At 40.2% G+C, this 17,706-nt stretch carries 16 protein-coding genes and 3 rRNA genes; 15 read left to right on the forward strand and 4 right to left on the reverse strand.

Going from position 1 to position 17,706, the window contains the following annotated elements; genetic code table 11:
- Positions 1-18: 18 nt before the first annotated feature.
- The 7 genes from D8S85_RS00305 (at position 19) to D8S85_RS00335 (ending at position 10,300) form a co-directional block, all read left to right on the forward strand.
- Positions 19-885, forward strand: coding sequence for a DMT family transporter (locus D8S85_RS00305; RefSeq protein ID WP_106624316.1), 867 nt, complete (start codon positions 19-21; stop codon positions 883-885).
- 82 nt (positions 886-967) lie between these two features.
- Positions 968-1,756 (forward strand): diadenylate cyclase CdaA, encoded by a 789-nt coding sequence (gene cdaA / locus D8S85_RS00310; RefSeq protein WP_106624317.1) that lies wholly within the window; start codon positions 968-970, stop codon positions 1,754-1,756.
- 700 nt (positions 1,757-2,456) lie between these two features.
- Positions 2,457-3,981 (forward strand): 16S ribosomal RNA (locus D8S85_RS00315).
- A gap of 306 nt (positions 3,982-4,287) precedes the next feature.
- A 23S ribosomal RNA gene (locus D8S85_RS00320) occupies positions 4,288-7,172 on the forward strand.
- A gap of 193 nt (positions 7,173-7,365) precedes the next feature.
- Positions 7,366-7,476 (forward strand): 5S ribosomal RNA (gene rrf, locus D8S85_RS00325).
- The 16S, 23S and 5S rRNA genes sit together here, the layout of an rRNA operon.
- A gap of 116 nt (positions 7,477-7,592) precedes the next feature.
- Positions 7,593-8,543, forward strand: coding sequence for a signal recognition particle-docking protein FtsY (gene ftsY, locus D8S85_RS00330; protein ID WP_106624318.1), 951 nt, complete (start codon positions 7,593-7,595; stop codon positions 8,541-8,543).
- A 242-nt stretch (positions 8,544-8,785) separates the two neighbouring features.
- Entirely contained in the window at positions 8,786-10,300 is a 1,515-nt protein-coding gene (locus tag D8S85_RS00335; protein ID WP_158641668.1) for a site-specific integrase, read from the forward strand.
- A 227-nt stretch (positions 10,301-10,527) separates the two neighbouring features.
- On the opposite strand, the gene D8S85_RS00340 is transcribed toward D8S85_RS00335, so the two are convergent.
- The 3 genes from D8S85_RS00340 to D8S85_RS00350 form a co-directional block, all read right to left on the reverse strand.
- The gene (locus D8S85_RS00340; RefSeq protein WP_106624320.1) at positions 10,528-11,115 is read right to left on the reverse strand and encodes a tyrosine-type recombinase/integrase; all 588 of its coding nucleotides are present in this window, start codon (positions 11,113-11,115) and stop codon (positions 10,528-10,530) included.
- Positions 11,116-11,226: 111 nt separating this feature from the next.
- Entirely contained in the window at positions 11,227-11,562 is a 336-nt protein-coding gene (locus D8S85_RS00345; protein ID WP_127074661.1) for an SH3 beta-barrel fold-containing protein, read from the reverse strand.
- 25 nt (positions 11,563-11,587) lie between these two features.
- Positions 11,588-11,845: a hypothetical protein gene (locus tag D8S85_RS00350; RefSeq protein WP_127074662.1), complete on the reverse strand. Its 258-nt coding sequence runs from the start codon at positions 11,843-11,845 to the stop codon at positions 11,588-11,590.
- A 131-nt stretch (positions 11,846-11,976) separates the two neighbouring features.
- Between D8S85_RS00350 and D8S85_RS00355 the strand changes: the two genes are divergently transcribed.
- From D8S85_RS00355 to D8S85_RS00375, 6 genes are all read left to right on the forward strand, one after another.
- A complete protein-coding gene (locus tag D8S85_RS00355; protein ID WP_127074663.1) occupies positions 11,977-12,210 on the forward strand; it encodes a hypothetical protein in 234 nt (77 codons plus the stop codon).
- A gap of 170 nt (positions 12,211-12,380) precedes the next feature.
- The gene (locus D8S85_RS00360) at positions 12,381-12,788 is read left to right on the forward strand and encodes a hypothetical protein (protein WP_127074664.1); all 408 of its coding nucleotides are present in this window, start codon (positions 12,381-12,383) and stop codon (positions 12,786-12,788) included.
- A gap of 354 nt (positions 12,789-13,142) precedes the next feature.
- On the forward strand, positions 13,143-13,313 hold the full coding sequence (locus tag D8S85_RS21715) for a hypothetical protein (protein ID WP_240648776.1): 171 nt from the start codon (positions 13,143-13,145) through the stop codon (positions 13,311-13,313).
- Positions 13,310-13,549, forward strand: a complete 240-nt coding sequence (locus D8S85_RS21720; RefSeq protein WP_240648780.1) for a helix-turn-helix domain-containing protein — start codon at positions 13,310-13,312, stop codon at positions 13,547-13,549. Before D8S85_RS21715 ends, D8S85_RS21720 begins: the two co-directional genes overlap by 4 nt.
- A 53-nt stretch (positions 13,550-13,602) precedes the next feature.
- Entirely contained in the window at positions 13,603-14,223 is a 621-nt protein-coding gene (locus D8S85_RS00370; RefSeq protein ID WP_127074665.1) for a hypothetical protein, read from the forward strand.
- A 114-nt stretch (positions 14,224-14,337) separates the two neighbouring features.
- Complete coding sequence (locus tag D8S85_RS00375; protein WP_127074666.1) at positions 14,338-14,973, forward strand: hypothetical protein; 636 nt, start codon at positions 14,338-14,340, stop codon at positions 14,971-14,973.
- Here the strand turns inward: D8S85_RS00375 and D8S85_RS00380 are convergent.
- A complete protein-coding gene (locus D8S85_RS00380; RefSeq protein WP_127074667.1) occupies positions 14,929-15,288 on the reverse strand; it encodes an NUMOD3 domain-containing DNA-binding protein in 360 nt (119 codons plus the stop codon). The two genes, D8S85_RS00375 and D8S85_RS00380, sit on opposite strands and share 45 nt — an antisense overlap.
- Before the next feature lie 204 nt (positions 15,289-15,492).
- Here D8S85_RS00380 and D8S85_RS00385 point away from each other — a divergent pair, with 204 nt between their 5' ends.
- Both D8S85_RS00385 and D8S85_RS00390 read left to right on the forward strand, forming a co-directional pair.
- A complete protein-coding gene (locus tag D8S85_RS00385) occupies positions 15,493-17,031 on the forward strand; it encodes a hypothetical protein (protein ID WP_127074668.1) in 1,539 nt (512 codons plus the stop codon).
- Positions 17,032-17,163: 132 nt separating this feature from the next.
- Positions 17,164-17,652 (forward strand): low molecular weight protein-tyrosine-phosphatase, encoded by a 489-nt coding sequence (locus D8S85_RS00390; RefSeq protein WP_205702816.1) that lies wholly within the window; start codon positions 17,164-17,166, stop codon positions 17,650-17,652.
- Positions 17,653-17,706 lie beyond the last annotated feature (54 nt).

Below are 17,706 nucleotides of genomic sequence, written 5' to 3' on the forward strand. Positions count from 1 at the left end.
ACGTTTTAAAAAAAGGAAATGGATAAGCTTAAAGGAATTCTGTTTGCGGCATTATCTGCAGCTACTTTCGGGTTGATTCCGCTGTATGCAAACCAAGCTATACTGGATGGGGTTAATAATGAAACAATACTCGTGTATCGTTACGGGATAGCGGGAGTTTTATACGCTATCTATTTATTGTTTCGAGGAACCAATATGCGGTTAAGTCGTGGAGAATTGCAGGAGGTGACGATTGCAGGGGTGGGGGGATATGGAATTACGGCCTTTTTCCTGATGTGGTCATACCATTATATGCCCACGGGGGTCGCGACAGCGATTCATTTCTTTTATCCCGTGGTAGTGGCATTGCTTATGGCTATTTTTTATAAAGAACGTTTACCCTTGGCCGTAAGGGCAGGAATCGTGTTGGCTATATGTGGGGTGTACCTGTTGTCTTGGACTCCCGGTGAGGTGAAATGGATGGGATTGTTTTTTGTATTGATGTCAACGCTTACTTACGGATGTTATATTACCGCCTTGAACCGGCCCGTGTTGAAACGGATAAACCCGGATGTGCTGACTTGTTACGTGTTATTATTTACCGCCCTGTTCTATTTGATCGTGGCCGTGGCGCGAGGAAAGATGGAGATTATCACGAGACCCCGGTTTTTGATGGATATGGGGCAGTTGGCCGTATTAAGTACGATCGTTTCTGCCCGCTTGCTAGTCGCGGCCGTGAAACTGATCGGTTCCGTGACGAGTTCCGTGCTGGGAACGTTGGAGCCGATAACAGCAATCGTCGTGGGGGTGCTTTATTTTAATGAACAATTGACCTACGTGAATTACTTGGGATTATTGGTCGTGCTTGTTGCCGTTCTTGTCGTGATCTGCAAGATGAAAAAATAAGGGGGAAACTTCTATTATTATGATGCAACCTATTTATTTTTTGGCTATTTTTGCGGGTGAAATTGATTTTTAAGAATATCATATGCTGTTGTTTATAACTATAAATTTTTACACTATAACCGATATATTGTTGGCCGCTTTTATATTTTATCAGGTTTATAAGCTGGTGAAAGGAACGGTTGCTATAAATATATTTGCCGGTATTTTTACTTTTTACGTGGCATGGTTGCTGGTGAAGGCTTTGAATCTGGAGTTAGTTTCTGGAATATTGGGACAGTTTATCGGTATGGGAGTGATCGCCTTATTGATTGTGTTTCAGCAAGAAGTTAGACGTTTCCTATTATTATTAGGTAGTAAATATAATCTGCAAAATATATTTAATCTGGAGCGGCTTTTTGCCAAGACTTCCATAAAAGATGAGGTGGCCGCTGCTATCGTGCAGGCCTGTGATTATTTTTCTAAAACAAAAACAGGTGCTTTGATCGTGTTGTCACAAAACTCGGAGTTATATAATTACGCGCAAACAGGCGTGTTGATCCGTTCCATCGTGTCGGAGGAATTGCTTGAAAATATCTTCTTTAAAAATTCACCGTTGCATGATGGAGCAGTAATTATTACGGATAACAAGATTTTGGCAGCGCGATGTATTCTACCGGTTTCCGACAATACGAATATTCCCGGGAGTTTGGGGTTGAGACATCGTGCGGCAATAGGAATGAGTGCCGTAACCGATGCTCATATCATAGTAGTCAGCGAGGAAACCGGAAATATATCTTTTGTGAAGGATGGACATTTTAAAGTTCGTATCACGCCTCAGGAGCTGAATAGTTTTTTACACAATGATTTTACCGGTTTTGTCGTGAATAAGTAATTATAGTGACTTTTCTAGGATAATACCCGTAGTTTTCCTGTAGCATACAGGTGTTAAAGACGAATCATTGCCGTATCAAAGACGTTTCAAAGACGTTCACGGGTGTCTTTGAAAGGTGTATATTTAGGTATTACTATCTCTTTGTCGGTTGTTTTTTCCGTTACATCCCGTCTTGATCCCGGGGAACTGGGGAGGCTTGGCCCTTTTTATCGGGCGGAGGTGAGAAAAGTTTTTCCCTTAACGTTTTGCCAATCACGTCTTTGTAGAAGGATGAGAAAAAAACTTGAAAAATAATGGCGAAAATATTTGGAAACGGGGAAATCTTTGCCTTATCTTTGCACCCGCAAAACAGAAAACAACGCAAGTGGGAATGAGGCTAGAAAGGTAGTTTTCTGTAGAGTTCTTGAAATGCTGAAAAGATAAACCTTCCTTCTATTAGTCGGGTAGTTTGAAAAACATTGAATTACAAGGCTAAAGAAAAAAGTTTGAAAAAACTTTGAAAAAGATTTGGAGGGAAACGAAAAAAGGTTTTATCTTTGCATCCGCTTTCGCTCCTAAAATGAGCGATGCGAAAACAAGAAAACAAGAGTTCTTTAAGATATTGAGATGAACAAAACGTAGCGAGCGTGAATCGGAATCGACGGGAGTCGAGATTCATACACATGACCCTGCCAGATAAAATTTCTGTAAAGTAACTTTTACCATGAAGAGTTTGATCCTGGCTCAGGATGAACGCTAGCGACAGGCTTAACACATGCAAGTCGAGGGGCAGCACGGGGTAGCAATACCCCGGTGGCGACCGGCGCACGGGTGAGTAACACGTGTGCAACCAACCCCGTACCGGGAGATAACCCGCGGAAACGTGGACTAACACCCCATAACACCTTTCCCCCGCATGGGGGAGAGTTTAAAATCCCGATGGTACGGGACGGGCACGCGCGACATTAGGTAGTTGGCGGGGTAACGGCCCACCAAGCCGACGATGTCTAGGGGTTCTGAGAGGAAGGTCCCCCACACTGGAACTGAGACACGGTCCAGACTCCTACGGGAGGCAGCAGTGAGGAATATTGGTCAATGGGCGAGAGCCTGAACCAGCCAAGTCGCGTGAGGGAAGAATGGTCTATGGCCTGTAAACCTCTTTTGTCAAGGAAGAATAAGCGGCACGAGTGCCACCTTGCCAGTACTTGACGAATAAGCATCGGCTAACTCCGTGCCAGCAGCCGCGGTAATACGGGGGATGCGAGCGTTATCCGGATTTATTGGGTTTAAAGGGCGCGTAGGCGGGACGGCAAGTCAGCGGTAAAAGACTGCAGCTAAACTGTAGCACGCCGTTGAAACTGTCGACCTGGAGACGAGACGAGGGAGGCGGAACAAGTGAAGTAGCGGTGAAATGCATAGATATCACTTGGAACCCCGATAGCGAAGGCAGCTTCCCAGGCTCGATCTGACGCTGATGCGCGAGAGCGTGGGTAGCGAACAGGATTAGATACCCTGGTAGTCCACGCCGTAAACGATGCTCACTGGATCTTGGCGATACACGGCCAGGGTTCAAGCGAAAGTATTAAGTGAGCCACCTGGGGAGTACGTCGGCAACGATGAAACTCAAAGGAATTGACGGGGGCCCGCACAAGCGGAGGAACATGTGGTTTAATTCGATGATACGCGAGGAACCTTACCCGGGTTTAAATGCAGGTTGCATGAGGTGGAAACACCTCTTCCCCTCGGGGCCACCTGCAAGGTGCTGCATGGTTGTCGTCAGCTCGTGCCGTGAGGTGTCGGGTTAAGTCCCATAACGAGCGCAACCCCTATCGCCAGTTGCCATCGGTTTCGGCCGGGCACTCTGTCGAGACTGCCACCGTAAGGTGCGAGGAAGGCGGGGATGACGTCAAATCAGCACGGCCCTTACACCCGGGGCGACACACGTGTTACAATGGCCGGTACAGAGGGCAGCCACGGGGCGACCCGGAGCGAATCTCTAAAGCCGGTCGTAGTTCGGACTGGAGTCTGCAACCCGACTCCACGAAGTTGGATTCGCTAGTAATCGCGCATCAGCCATGGCGCGGTGAATACGTTCCCGGGCCTTGTACACACCGCCCGTCAAGCCATGGAAGCCGGGAGTACCTGAAGATCGTGACCGCGAGGAACGGGCTAGGGTAATACCGGTAACTGGGGCTAAGTCGTAACAAGGTAGCCGTACCGGAAGGTGCGGCTGGAACACCTCCTTTCTGGAGCTGGAGTCATGCGGCTCGCTACAGCAAGTTCATCATCAACGGGATTCCCTCGAGGGATCTTCACGACGAGGCTCGTTGCCCCGGTCCCGACATCATGAATTTAGAATTTAAAATTTAGAATCTAGTCAATCTAGAATCTAGAATCTTTAAATCTGGAATTCGAGAAGTTCTTTGACATGCTGGAACGTTAACGGATCATTTGATCCGCGAAGTATAAGAATGTAGTAGAATAACACAGAGCCGCCGTCGTCGGGAGACGACGGCAAAGGTGAAATGATTAAAGACACACGACGCTAACGAACGTGAACGATCAAGGGCGCGCGGTGGATGCCTAGGCTCTCGGAGGCGATGAAGGACGCGATAAGCCGCGATAGGCCACGGCGAGGTGCAAGTAACCCTTGACCCGTGGATTTCCGAATGGGGCAACCCGGCCGTCTAGATGACGGTCATCCAGCAATGGAGGCGAACGCGGGGAACTGAAACATCTCATTACCCGCAGGAGAAGAAAACAACAGTGATTCCCCCAGTAGTGGCGAGCGAACGGGGAAGAGCCCAAACCGGTGCCGTTTCGGCGACACCGGGGTCATGGGACCGCGCCATTCGACGATGGACGAAGTGCAATTACCTGGAAAGGTAAGCCGCGGAGGGTGATAGCCCCGTGCACGACAGCCCCATCGAAGATAGCGGAATCCCGAGTAGGGCGGGACACGAGAAATCCTGCCTGAATTCGCCAGGACCCCCTGGCAAGGCTAAATACTCCCGAGAGACCGATAGTGAACCAGTACCGCGAGGGAAAGGTGAAAAGTACCCCGAGCAGGGGGGTGAAATAGACCCTGAACCCGCGCGCCTACAAGCGGTCGGAGCCATGAAATATGGTGACGGCGTGCCTTTTGCATAATGAGCCTACGAGTTAGTCGTCACCAGCGAGGTTAAGGGCTTCAGGCCCGTTAGCCGAAGTGAAAGCGAGCCTTAACAGGGCGACGAGTTGGTGGCGCTAGACGCGAAACCTTGTGATCTACCCACGAGCAGGTTGAAGTCGCGGTAACGCGTGATGGAGGACCGAACCGGTAAACGTTGAAAAGTTTTCGGATGACTCGCGGGTAGGGGTGAAAGGCCAATCAAACTGGGAAATAGCTCGTACTCTCCGAAATGCATTTCGGTGCAGCCTGTGATGTTCTGTTCCAGAGGTAGAGCTACTGGTTGGACGCGAGGGCTTCACCGCCTATCAAATCCGGATAAACTCCGAATGCTGGAACACGAAATCATGGAGTGAGCCCGCGGGTGCTAAGGTCCGCGGACGAGAGGGAAAGAACCCGGACCACCGGCTAAGGTCCCGGATGGACAGTTAAGTTGATCAAACGAGGTGGGATCGCGGAGACAGCTAGGATGTTGGCTTGGAAGCAGCCATTCATTTAAAGAGTGCGTAACAGCTCACTAGTCGAGCGATCCCGCGTGGATAATACACGGGCATCAAACTGTCAACCGAAGCCGTGGGGTCAGTGTTGAACTGACCGGTAGGAGAGCATTCCTGCCAGCGTTGAAGGTCACCCGCGAGAGTGACTGGAGCGGCATGAAAAGCAAATGTAGGCATAAGTAACGATAATGGGGGCGAGAACCCCCCACGCCGCAAGACCAAGGATTCCCCGGCAATGTCAATCAGCCGGGGGTCAGCCGGCCTCTAAGGCTAACCCGAAGGGGGACGCCGACGAGAAACGGGTTAACATTCCCGTGCTTCTCGTCACCGTGACGCGGTGACGGGGTGATGAATGGACCGCGCGCTGACGGAATAGCGCGTTGAAGACCGTACCCTTTGACGGTGGTAGTCAAGCACGCCACCGGAGGCGAAAGTCGATAGTACCTCGAGGCCTCGGCCGAGGGGATAGCGTCCAGGCAATTTACCCCCGAGAAAACCCGCTAAACTTCAAGTGACGAGGAACCGTACTGTAAACGGACACACGTGGTCGGGTAGAACATACCAAGGCGCTCGAGTGATTCATGGTCAAGGAACTAGGCAAAATAGTCCTGTAACCTCGGGAAAAAGGACGCTCTAGTGATAGAGCCGCAGAGTAATGGCCCAGGCGACTGTTTACCAAAAACACATGGCTATGCCAAATCGAAAGATGACGTATATGGCCTGACACCTGCCCGGTGCCGGAAGGTTAAGAGGAGAGCTCAGGGGTGACCCGAAGGTTCAAATTGAAGCCCCGGTAAACGGCGGCCGTAACTATAACGGTCCTAAGGTAGCGAAATTCCTTGTCGGGTAAGTTCCGACCTGCACGAATGGTGTAACGATCTGGGCACTGTCTCGACCATGAGCTCGGTGAAATTGTAGTTCCGGTGAAGATGCCGGGTACCCGCGACGGGACGGAAAGACCCCGTGAACCTTTACTGCAGCTTCGCGTTGTTCCCGGGCACGGGACGTGTAGGATAGGTCGGAGGCAATGAAGCGGTTTCGCCAGGAATCGTGGAGCCATCGTTGAAATACGACCCTTCTCTTGTCTGGGATCTAACCCATGTGATGGGGACACCGCGTGGTGGGTAGTTTGACTGGGGTGGTCGCCTCCAAAAGCGTAACGGAGGCTTCCAAAGGTACCCTCGGGTTGGTTGGTAATCAACCTTGGAGTGCAATGGCACAAGGGTGCTTGACCGGGAGACTTACAAGTCGATCGGGTGCGAAAGCAGGGCATAGTGATCCGGTGATCCCGCGTGGAAGGGTCATCGCTCAAAGGATAAAAGGTACTCCGGGGATAACAGGCTGATCGCCCCCAAGAGCTCATATCGACGGGGCGGTTTGGCACCTCGATGTCGGCTCGTCACATCCTGGGGCTGGAGAAGGTCCCAAGGGTTCGGCTGTTCGCCGATTAAAGTGGCACGCGAGCTGGGTTCAGAACGTCGTGAGACAGTTCGGTCCCTATCTGTCGTGGGCGTTGGAGATTCGAGAGGTCCTGACTCTAGTACGAGAGGACCGGGTTGGACGCGCCGCTAGTGAACCTGTTATGACGCCAGTCGTACGGCAGGGTAGCCACGCGCGGACGGGATAAGCGCTGAAAGCATCTAAGCGCGAAGCCTGCCTCGAGATGAGATCTCCTTGCAGGGTCGTCGTAGACGACGACGTCGATAGGCCACAGGTGTAAAGCCGGTGACGGCAAAGCCGAGTGGTACTAATCACCCGAAAGTTGACGTTCGGCGGGTGAGATGATCCGGTTAACGTTCCCGGCGATTGTCAAGCGGCAATCGCGAGAAAAGCATGAATAAACGATCTTCAAGGGTATTTGTCACGCCGGCCGGAGGGCCGCGAGAAGTGACGGGAATCTGGAAGGTGTTTTTGGGTGACGAGAGGTCATTTCAAATTCCACGTTCTAAATTCTAAACTTATTAAAAGGTATCTATAGCTACGGTGATCCACCTCTTCCCATCCCGAACAGAGAAGTTAAGCCCGTTAGCGCCGATGGTACTGCCCCCGGGTGGGAGAGTAGGTCGATGCCGAATTTAGGGAGAGCGAGTCAACACGACTCGCTCTTTTTTTATTTTCTCGTTTTCAAGTTTCAACTTTTAATTTTCAATTGTTTTACCTACCTTAGCGTTCTGAATCAATTTATGTGAAAATGGCATTATTCGGTCTATTTAATAAAAAGAAAAAGGAAAGCCTTGATAAAGGTTTAGAGAAGACGAAAGAAAGTGTATTTAAGAAACTCTCCCGGGCAATTGTTGGTAAATCCAAGGTTGATGACGAGGTTCTGGATAATTTGGAAGAGGTATTGATTTCTTCGGACGTGGGAGTTGATACAACTCTCCGTATCATTGAGCGCATAGAAGAAAGAGTGCAACGGGATAAATACGTGGGTACGGATGAGTTAAACCGGGTACTGAAAGAAGAGATCGTAGATTTGTTGAAAGAGAATAATTCAACTGATTATGATGCATTGACTTTACCGGAGGGACACGGGCCCTACGTGATCATGGTGGTTGGTGTTAATGGAGTGGGAAAAACAACAACAATCGGTAAATTAGCTCATAAATTTAAAGAAGCAGGAAAATCAGTTATTTTAGGGGCTGCAGATACCTTTAGAGCTGCTGCGGTGGATCAGTTGGTGATTTGGGCTGAACGAGTTGGTGTGCCGATCGTGAAACAGGGAATGGGTGCAGACCCAGCCTCTGTGGCTTTTGATACACTGAGTAAGGCGAAGGCTGAAAATGCAGACGTGGTACTTATCGATACGGCAGGACGCTTACATAACAAGATAAACTTGATGAATGAGTTGACAAAAATCAAGAAAGTCATGCAAAAAGTGATTCCGGATGCTCCACATGAAATATTGTTAGTACTTGACGGTTCTACTGGACAGAATGCTTACGAACAGGCTAAACAATTTACCTTGGCTACGGAAGTGAATGCCTTGGCGATTACTAAGCTGGATGGAACGGCAAAAGGTGGGGTTGTAATCGGTATTTCCGATCAATTCAAGATTCCGGTGAAATACATTGGTATCGGTGAAAAAATTGATGATTTACAAGTATTCAATCGTGAAGAGTTTGTAGACTCTTTATTTAATTAATAGATTATAATCTTTGAGAGCGGTTATTATGGCAAATGAAGTCATGATAACCGTTTTTTAGTGTTTAAATATGAAGAAAAGAATATTATTTATCTGTTTAGGAAACAAATAGAATATGTTATATTATTTTTATTATATTGATATATAGTGCTATGTGTAAATTTAATTATATTTGTAATGTAAACTATATGTTTTTTTTGTAATAAAAATGTAAACTATATAGTAAACCAAATATAATGTACATGAAAGCTTCAGTATCTGCAATTTTGTATAAGTCTAAGGTATTAGCAAATGGAGAACATCCTATAATGTTACGTGTTTGTTATAATGGAAAGCGTGCTTATAAAAGTTTAAAGTTATCCTGTTCTATGAAGTTTTGGAATGAAGAAACTTCAGAAGTGAAGTCTAAACATCCTTATAGTATAAATATGAATGCTATAATAAATCAAGAACTTTCATCATTAAAGGCTTTAGTGTTAGATTATGAAAGAACTGGGACACCTTATTCAGCAAAAATTTTAGTTGAAAAAATATCTAAACCTCAACTTGTAACAAAAACATTATTACAATTAATAGATGAACGAGTTCAGTACTTTAAAAATGAAAAAGGGAAATATAATACAGCTACAGGATATAGAACATTATATAATCTAGTAAAGAAATATGTCTTAAGAGATATAGAACTGTTTGAAGTGAATAGAGATTGGTTGAAAGATTTTGAAAATTTTATTAGAAAAACTAATAAACGAGAAACAAGTATTTATAAGCATTTTTGTACATTAAAGGCTGTTTTTAATTTTGCGATAAAAGAGGGACTTTTAAATGAGGATAAGAATCCATTTAAAAATTTTGAGCAACATCTTGATAGACGTACGAAAAAAAGAGCTTTGACCTTTGCGGAAATCTTGAAACTTATGATTTATTTTCAAAATAAATATTCCTTTGTTTATCCTTCTGATTTTGAGATACACGAAGGATTGATTTTACCACCTAAAAATGTAAAACCTATTCATACGGATGATGATGAAGATATTGATGTGAGGAAATATTGGAATGCATATTTTAAGAAAAGAGGAGTTAATAAGGTTCATCCACTTTTAAATAGTGAATGTGTAGCTTTATCTCTTTTTTTATCTTCTTATTTGATGCAAGGGTTAGCATTGATTGATTTAGCAAATTTAAAATGGAAAGATATTCGGATTCTTCAAATTCCAGATAATAATACGTATTATAATGATGTGCAGCAAAAAGGGTATGAATATGCTGAAAATCATAAGCTTTTTCAACCATATTATGAAATTAATATTGTACGTAGAAAAACTTCTAAGCCTTTACGTATAATCATTGATGCGTATGTTTTTACTATGTATTTATCTCCATTTTTACCTTCTGTAAATGAGTTTAATAGAGAAAATTATGTTTTTGGAATATTTGAAAAGAATTGTACAGATGAAGGGATAAAATTTTCTAGAATGGCATATTTGACTTATTTGGTAAACGTGAATTTGAAAAGAATAGCTAAGAAGATAGGTATTGATGAGAATATTACATTCTATTCTGCAAGGCATACGTATGCCTCAATGCTTTATCATGGAGGTGTATCAATTAGTCTTATAGCCCAAAATATGGGGCGTGATGTTACGAATATTGAAACATATTTGAAGGAGTTTGATGAAAGTCAAATTATTAATGCCAATTCTTTAATTTGGAATGTAGTAGACCCTAAAAATCCACTGAAAAATAGAAGTAATGCGTAATGTGCGTAAAGGCGTAAAATCTTGCATTTATGTATTTCTTAAAAAATGGCATCGAAAAAACGATGCCATGTAAAAGTTTACGTTTTATAAAATTAGAAAATGTTCATGAGTGTTTTTTTGTCTATGTTGCTACGGTATATATCAAACGTCAAACAAAATATGACTTCTTTGGGTAGCCGCAAATTGTAATATCGGACTCTAACAATTTAATGAATGAGTTGATTATTTTAGAAATTTAACAAATCGTAAGTTTCTAACAATTCCTCAGTTCTTAATCCTAGATACCGTCGAGTAGTCATGACATCGCTATGATTAAATAATTCACTCAATTTTATCAATGCGAATTCTGCTTGTTCTCCCGCCATTGTTACAATTTGGCGTCCAAAAGTCTTTCGCATTGAATGTGTGGAGAAATGGTCTACTTTTAAATTATACTTCTTCTTTATTTCTTTAAATACCACATTAATTCTCTGTATGGTGTAAATCGTTTTCTTTCGGCTAAGAAAACAAGGCTCGGTGTTGTCCGAGATATTTAATTGGTCATAACAATCTTTGATATGCCCTTGTAGTTGAGAATTGATTTTAATTACTCGCCTTTTTCTCGTTTTCTTCTCGATAATGACTAAAGTACTGCTATTGAGTATTTGTTCCCATTTTAGAGATAAAAGGTCACTAATTCTAAGACCAAAAAAACAGCCGCAAGAAATCAAGAGGCTCATTCGAATGTTCCCATCCCTGTATAGCCTTCTAACAAGATTCAACATTGCGTTCCACTCCACATAATCGCTCGTTGTGTAACTATTTTTCAAACTCATAACATTCACTTTTTAGATTTTTTCTTTATTTCTGAAATACTTTATAGCCTATTTTAAATTACTGTACTGATAATCAATTCATATTCAGACTTCATGGAAGTGAATATTATTTTAATCTATAATTCCGATTAGCTTTTCTGGCTTAAATCCTCGCCATGCCATTTTTTGTAAATCAATATAGACGAACATGTTGAAATAACGTTTCGAAAGTCCATTTCCTGTTATTTTGGATTGTACTGCTTCAGCTTGTAGTGTTCCAACCGCAAAGCGAATACTGCTATTAAGTTTTTGATAACAGAAGCGAACAACCTCACCTCGCATCATGCGCTTTTTCAGGATTTCTAACATAAGCCCTTTTCTCATCGCTGTTGCTATGTCCATGTTATTGTGAACACATTTAACGGTGTTCATAATAATGTTGTTCGTATTAATAGTCAGTGCTTTCATGCCTTATTATTTATGCGTTACAAAATTAATCTCCACAATACATTTTGTACCCGTAAATTGAGTCAAGTGATTGGATGTTTTTGAAATCGTATACTTTGATGATATGGTCATGTTCATCTATTTCACACGTCGGGTCGGCAAGTGCTTCATTTAATCTTTGTGCTCTTTCTGTTGCCCTTGTAATAGCTTTTTCCATTGTGAAACGAGAGTTGTATTTTACGGTCAAGTTGTATATTCCCATCGCAGTCTTTATAATCCAATCTGCATCATATCTTGTTTTCATGTTCTTTTTTTGTTTTGATTACATAACAAATATATGACATATATTTAATATATGCAAGTTTTCAATAAGAAAAATATGACAAATATTGAGTATCCGTCATATTTAATTATCTTTGCATAAAAATTGAACACGTGGTGAAAAAAGGGAAACAAGAGAGAACTGTTATTCATCTAGAAATGAATGGAGAACATTATTATTTGGGTAGCTTGGCTGCAATTTATCAATTTTTCGATAGTAAAACCCTTGGGATTAGTTATGGTTCGTTGCGCAACTTTGGTTTATCTCACGAAAAACCATATCAAAATAAACATTGTATTATCCGGAAAGGTGTTTTATTGACAATTTCTAAAAAAAATGACCAATGAGAAACACAACACACCGTTGTTTTTGTTGTGTTTCAATTCATTCGTTTTTTTTAATCCAAAAGAGCTATGGAATACGTGAAAAGGATGTTTAATTTATTGAAACAATTGTTCATTTGCTGTACATTCATGATGTTTTAATGAGTGTTTTACTGGTTAAAAATTGATATAAAATGAAACTAAGAAATAAAGGTATTAAGACATATTTACTCTCAGTTGCCATAGTTACATTTATCGCTTACATAGTCCCTTCTATAGTTTTATATTTGGGAGGTTATGGGGGCGTAATCCTTTCTGCTTGTATATCCTTGTTGAATGTAAACATTGCTGTGCTTGCTTGGATTTTAGTGAAGTCAAACGGAAAGAATGCTTTGCTGAAATGGCACTTAGGATTGAATGGTTGTGTCGTGTTGCTTTTGCTTGTCATCATTTCTTTGACTATAACCAATGGCGGTTTTCTGTCTTTTAGCATCATTGCATTTGTATGGCTGGGAATATTCAACATATTACCCATTATCTTCTCGTATATTGTTTATTCTTTCATTTTGCGCAAAACATGTATCAAGTCGACAAATATGTAGCGTAAAAAAATATAAAATAATAATAAATTCTGATAGAAGGTTAAGGAAATTGATTATAATGAACAACAAATTTGGCCTAATGGTCCTAAAAATAAGAACAAAAAATGAAACATCCATATGAAGAATATGAGACATCCAAACTTTGGAAAATTGTAAAATCTTCAATAGAAGAATTAGTTGAGAACAATGATATTGAGCTTTTTACTCCGATAGAGTATATCGTAGGTTAACACCGCAAAAATATATCTTCAACTAATATAAGTGAAGAAGAGTCTCCCAAATAGAGCATTTCACCATAAGTAAACAAATTTAGTTTATACAAAATATTTCTTGATATTTCTCGTTTTATGATTAATGGGAAAGCCAAAAGTATTGGAGTTGACAGAGGCGAAACGCCTCGCACTCGAAAAAGGATTTCGCTTAGGCGAAAAGCATTGTTTCCGTATGTGTTGTCGTGCTGTGTTACTGAAAGCAGACGGACTGTCTTCGGCAGCGGCGGGAGCGCAGACGAAAATGAGCACGTGAGTGTAAACGCTTGGGTAAAACGTTTCAAGTCCGAAGGCATCGATAGGTTGAAAACTCGTCTTGGCAGAGGTCGGAAACCTATCATTGACAGTTCGGACGAGGAAGCAGTGTGCCGTGCAATAGAACAAGACAGACAGAGCGTGAGCAAGGCAAGGGCGGCATGGGAGCAAGCCTCTGGCAAAGAGGCGAGCGACTCAACGTTCAAATGTTTTTTATCAGCATTGGGATTGGAATAATTTCGGAATAAAACGTACCAATTGGTTAACAGAAAAATAGAAATATGATTATTATGTCAAGTAGAAAGATAGAAAAATTTAATACTTTTGAACAGGTCTCAAATAGTGATTGGTTCAATCGTCTTGTACACTTAGCCGAGTGCATAAGGAAAAATAAGATTATGAAGTGGATATCATCAATTATTTATGCTTTTGTATTCATAATGATATGCCATTATATTCAGAGTATCTTTTCACATACTATCATCGCTTTCCCATTTTGGCTATGGGGAATCATTCCTGTTATAACAATTATTGTTTTATTATTAGTTGTAGGAATAAAGAAGAAAATAATAATATTTTTGAGCATCTTGTTCGGGGGCTGTATCGGCATCGTTATTACGGGCATATTGATTACATTGTTTGTAACAACTAATTATTGGTTTGCTAATTCTGAATCATACCATAGAGACGCATATGTTATGGGCAAGAAATATAATAAAAGAGATAGTCATGCTAAGCATATTAGTTTTTCAACGTATAATGTGAACTTAATATTTTTAGATAACAATGAATACTATTGCTTGGATGATTCTGACATCTATAAAAAATGCGACCAAGGTGACACAGTAAAAGTTACCTTGTGTAAAGGCCTTTATGACATACCTATTATCAAGGATTTGCATACAGAATAGGTATGATTCAAGTTATCTTATTGTATTTGATGAAACGTAATTGATAAGAAATTCTAAATTGCTTATTTTAAGCTATTTGGTTTATTTTAGCGGAATTTTTAATTATAATATAGTATGAAATTAAAAAAATCGTTACTCCTAATTTTATTTATAGTACTAATTAGTTCATGCGAGGAAACAACATTTTATTACAAAATTCCCATGACAAACAAAATCTTGGCAATATATACTCCTGCATTTAGTGATTATGCGTACGTTTATATAGGCATGCATAAATTAAATGCAATGGATAGTTTTGATTTAAAGATATATAAGGGAGAAACAACAGAGGTTTCGCTAATTTTAAACAAACAGAAAAATGACACAATATATTATTCTGACAGGTGGGATGATGTTACGTTAATTACTAAAAAAAGAAAATATAAAAGAATTGAATGGTATGATGACAAATTTTATAATAAAGATACTAATAAATGCTCTATAAATCAAAACTATATAGAAGTTGTTATTAAAGATTACGCTGCTTTTGTCGTGTATCAATTAAATAATTCATATCGGATTCTAAAACCAATCCCTGAAAATGAAAAGAATTTTGAAAACATACACCCCACTACCGATAGATTATATGTGAGGGATATAGAAATGAATGCTTATATTGATGCTCTTTCAAAGGTAATAATCATATTGAATGAGGCATATAAAGATTTAAGAATGGCATACATTACTATCAACACAAATGCATTTTTCTAGTAAAAAGTCAATCAAGGCCTCGAATTTACTCTCTGAAATGATTATCGTTTTACCATGTTTTCGGTTCAATTCTTCAAAAAAATCAATTGCTTCCTCTTTGCTATTGAATTCAATATTTCCAAAATAGGCATTATCCTTTTCATGGTTCTGGCCAGTTTTTCGTTGCGTCCAACTTTTGCGCTGTGATAAAGCAATCTTTGCTTTTGTGGCAGGGGTTCGTGGTTTACCATAATTTGGATTGTTAGCTCCTAATTTTTTTTGTCGCATTTTTTCTCGGGTCGAATTGTCTAAGTCGTATTTCACTTGGTTATTCATTTGTTTTAGTTTATATATAAATATAGGTTGAACTAAAAATGTTACATCAATTCATTTTTTCACTGGAAAAATTTTCGCACACCATCTCGTCCGTACTGATAGAGTGGGGGCTATTTTTTTTATTAAATAGTTCAAATAGTTGAACTACATTTGAACTACTTGATGTATTATTATATTTATAGTATATTTGAAAAAAAGACGAGTATGCCGGAGAACTACTTTATATATCGATTTAAGGAATTTGACAATGATAAATTCATAGAATTATACAGGGAATCTTGTACCAAGACCTTTATTTTAGATTATTCAGAATCTTATAATGATATAAACATTCCTGTATCTAAAGAAGACCAAGTACAAATCAAAGATTTAGAACCAGTAAAAATTCCAGTTAAACCAAGAAAGCCCCTGCAATCAGAAGAAAAGATAACATGGAAAGGTGTGTTCTTGTGTCACGCTATAATATATAGATGTTCAACAAACGAACATGGACATGCCCCGGTAAATGCAGAAATATTGAAGGCTGTGTTAGGTCCGGATTACAGAAACATGCTGGATGTCCTAATACAAATGAATTTAATAGAACGAATACATTACGAGAATGCTCCAGATTATTTGGCCGGTTATTACTCTACAAATTACCAACTTCTCCATAAAACGGAATTATTTCAAACCTCTAACAGAACAATTATCAAGTATATCGAAAAATTGAAAAGTCTATTGAAGAACTATTACCAGTACAAGGAAAAGCAACTGGAAGACCTTTATGGCGCTAGATTCAAGGAAAACTACATGAAATCCTTGAACATGGTGAAAATAAAGGATAAAGAAGGCTTACAATCTTACGTGCGAGAACAAATTAAACAAAACCCGGATAAAAGAAACTATTACAATTACGTGATAGACTATATATCCCGAGGTCATTACTCGATATTTAATATTGACAAGTCAAGAAGAATTTACCATGTTTTAACAAGTTTGCAAAGAGAGTTAAAACAGTACTTGAATATAAAATACCAAATTGATGCACGTAATTCACATCCTGTTTTATTCATATATTTCATTTTCAATTACAAGAACATATCAATATCTTCATCAAATAGCATAATCAATTTCATATTATCAAAGAAAGAAGAAATTGAGACACAATCTAATCATTATGTTGGTAAATATCTTTATAACGAATTAAAAAACAATAATATAGAGTTAGATGAAATTACAAAGTTGTCACCGGACGAACTAGCTTACATCTACATGACATCAACCGGGCAATTTTGGGACGAGTTTCTAGCAAGACATACAGAGGTTGACCGAAACGAGCTAAAGCAAATAATGTTTGCCGAGGTGTTTTATTCCAATAAAGTTGGTTTGGCGTGGAAAAAATTTGGAAAAGAGTTTGCCGGGGAATATCCAAGTGTTTATAAGTTAATCGCCAGATGGAAGAATCCGGCTAAGGATAAAAAAATTTCTAGCTATATCAAGGAAAATGATATTCACGCTGACAAGGAAACAGCATCTCTTTCTGTCGCAATGATGAAATTGGAATCAGTAATATTTCATGATATTCTATCAAATTTATATGCCAAGCGTATCCGGGCTGTCCATATTCATGATGCAGTAATTGTTCCCGAAACAAAAGGGAATATTAATATTACGTCAGAAAAACTTGTCGAAATAATGAGAAATTGTTATGCAAAATATGGACTTGTTCCAAGTTTTAGTATTGATTTTCGTGAAATTTGAATAGTAAGCTGAATTTGTAATAGGGAGAATATGAGTAAACTCTTTATTTTTGTTCCATAAATCATGATATTTTTTGTAAACTATATAGTAAACTATTTTAAATGATAATATTTTAATTATTTTATAATCAATATGAAGAAAAGAATATTGTTTGTTTGCTTGGGTAATATATGCCGTTCTCCGAGTGCAGAGGCGATTATGAAATATTACGTGAAGGAAAGAGGATTAGAAGAACAATATTACATTGATTCGGCTGGTATTAGTGGCTATCATTCCGGTGATCCGGCAGATAGACGGATGCAGAGTCATGCGATAAGAAGAGGTTATGATTTGACCAGTTTGTCTCGAAAGTTTTATCCGGATGCTGATTTTTCTGATTTCGATATGATTATCGGCATGGATGACCAGAATATCCGTGACTTGCAACGTATGGCTACTTCCGAAGAAGAAAGAAATAAAATACACAAGATGACAGATTTCTGTCAGCGTTTCTCTTACCGGGATAGCGTTCCCGACCCTTATTATGGTGGGGATTCCGGGTTTGAGTTGGTGTTGGATTTATTGGAAGATGCTGTGGAAGGGTTACTAATTTATTTAAACGGGGAAGACTATAAAGGTTAAGTCATATTATAGAAGTAATTCAAAACAATTATGATCGCTAATAGGTCATGTCCA

The organism is Butyricimonas faecalis (genome assembly GCF_003991565.1).
In the GTDB taxonomy this organism is placed as follows: domain Bacteria; phylum Bacteroidota; class Bacteroidia; order Bacteroidales; family Marinifilaceae; genus Butyricimonas; species Butyricimonas faecalis.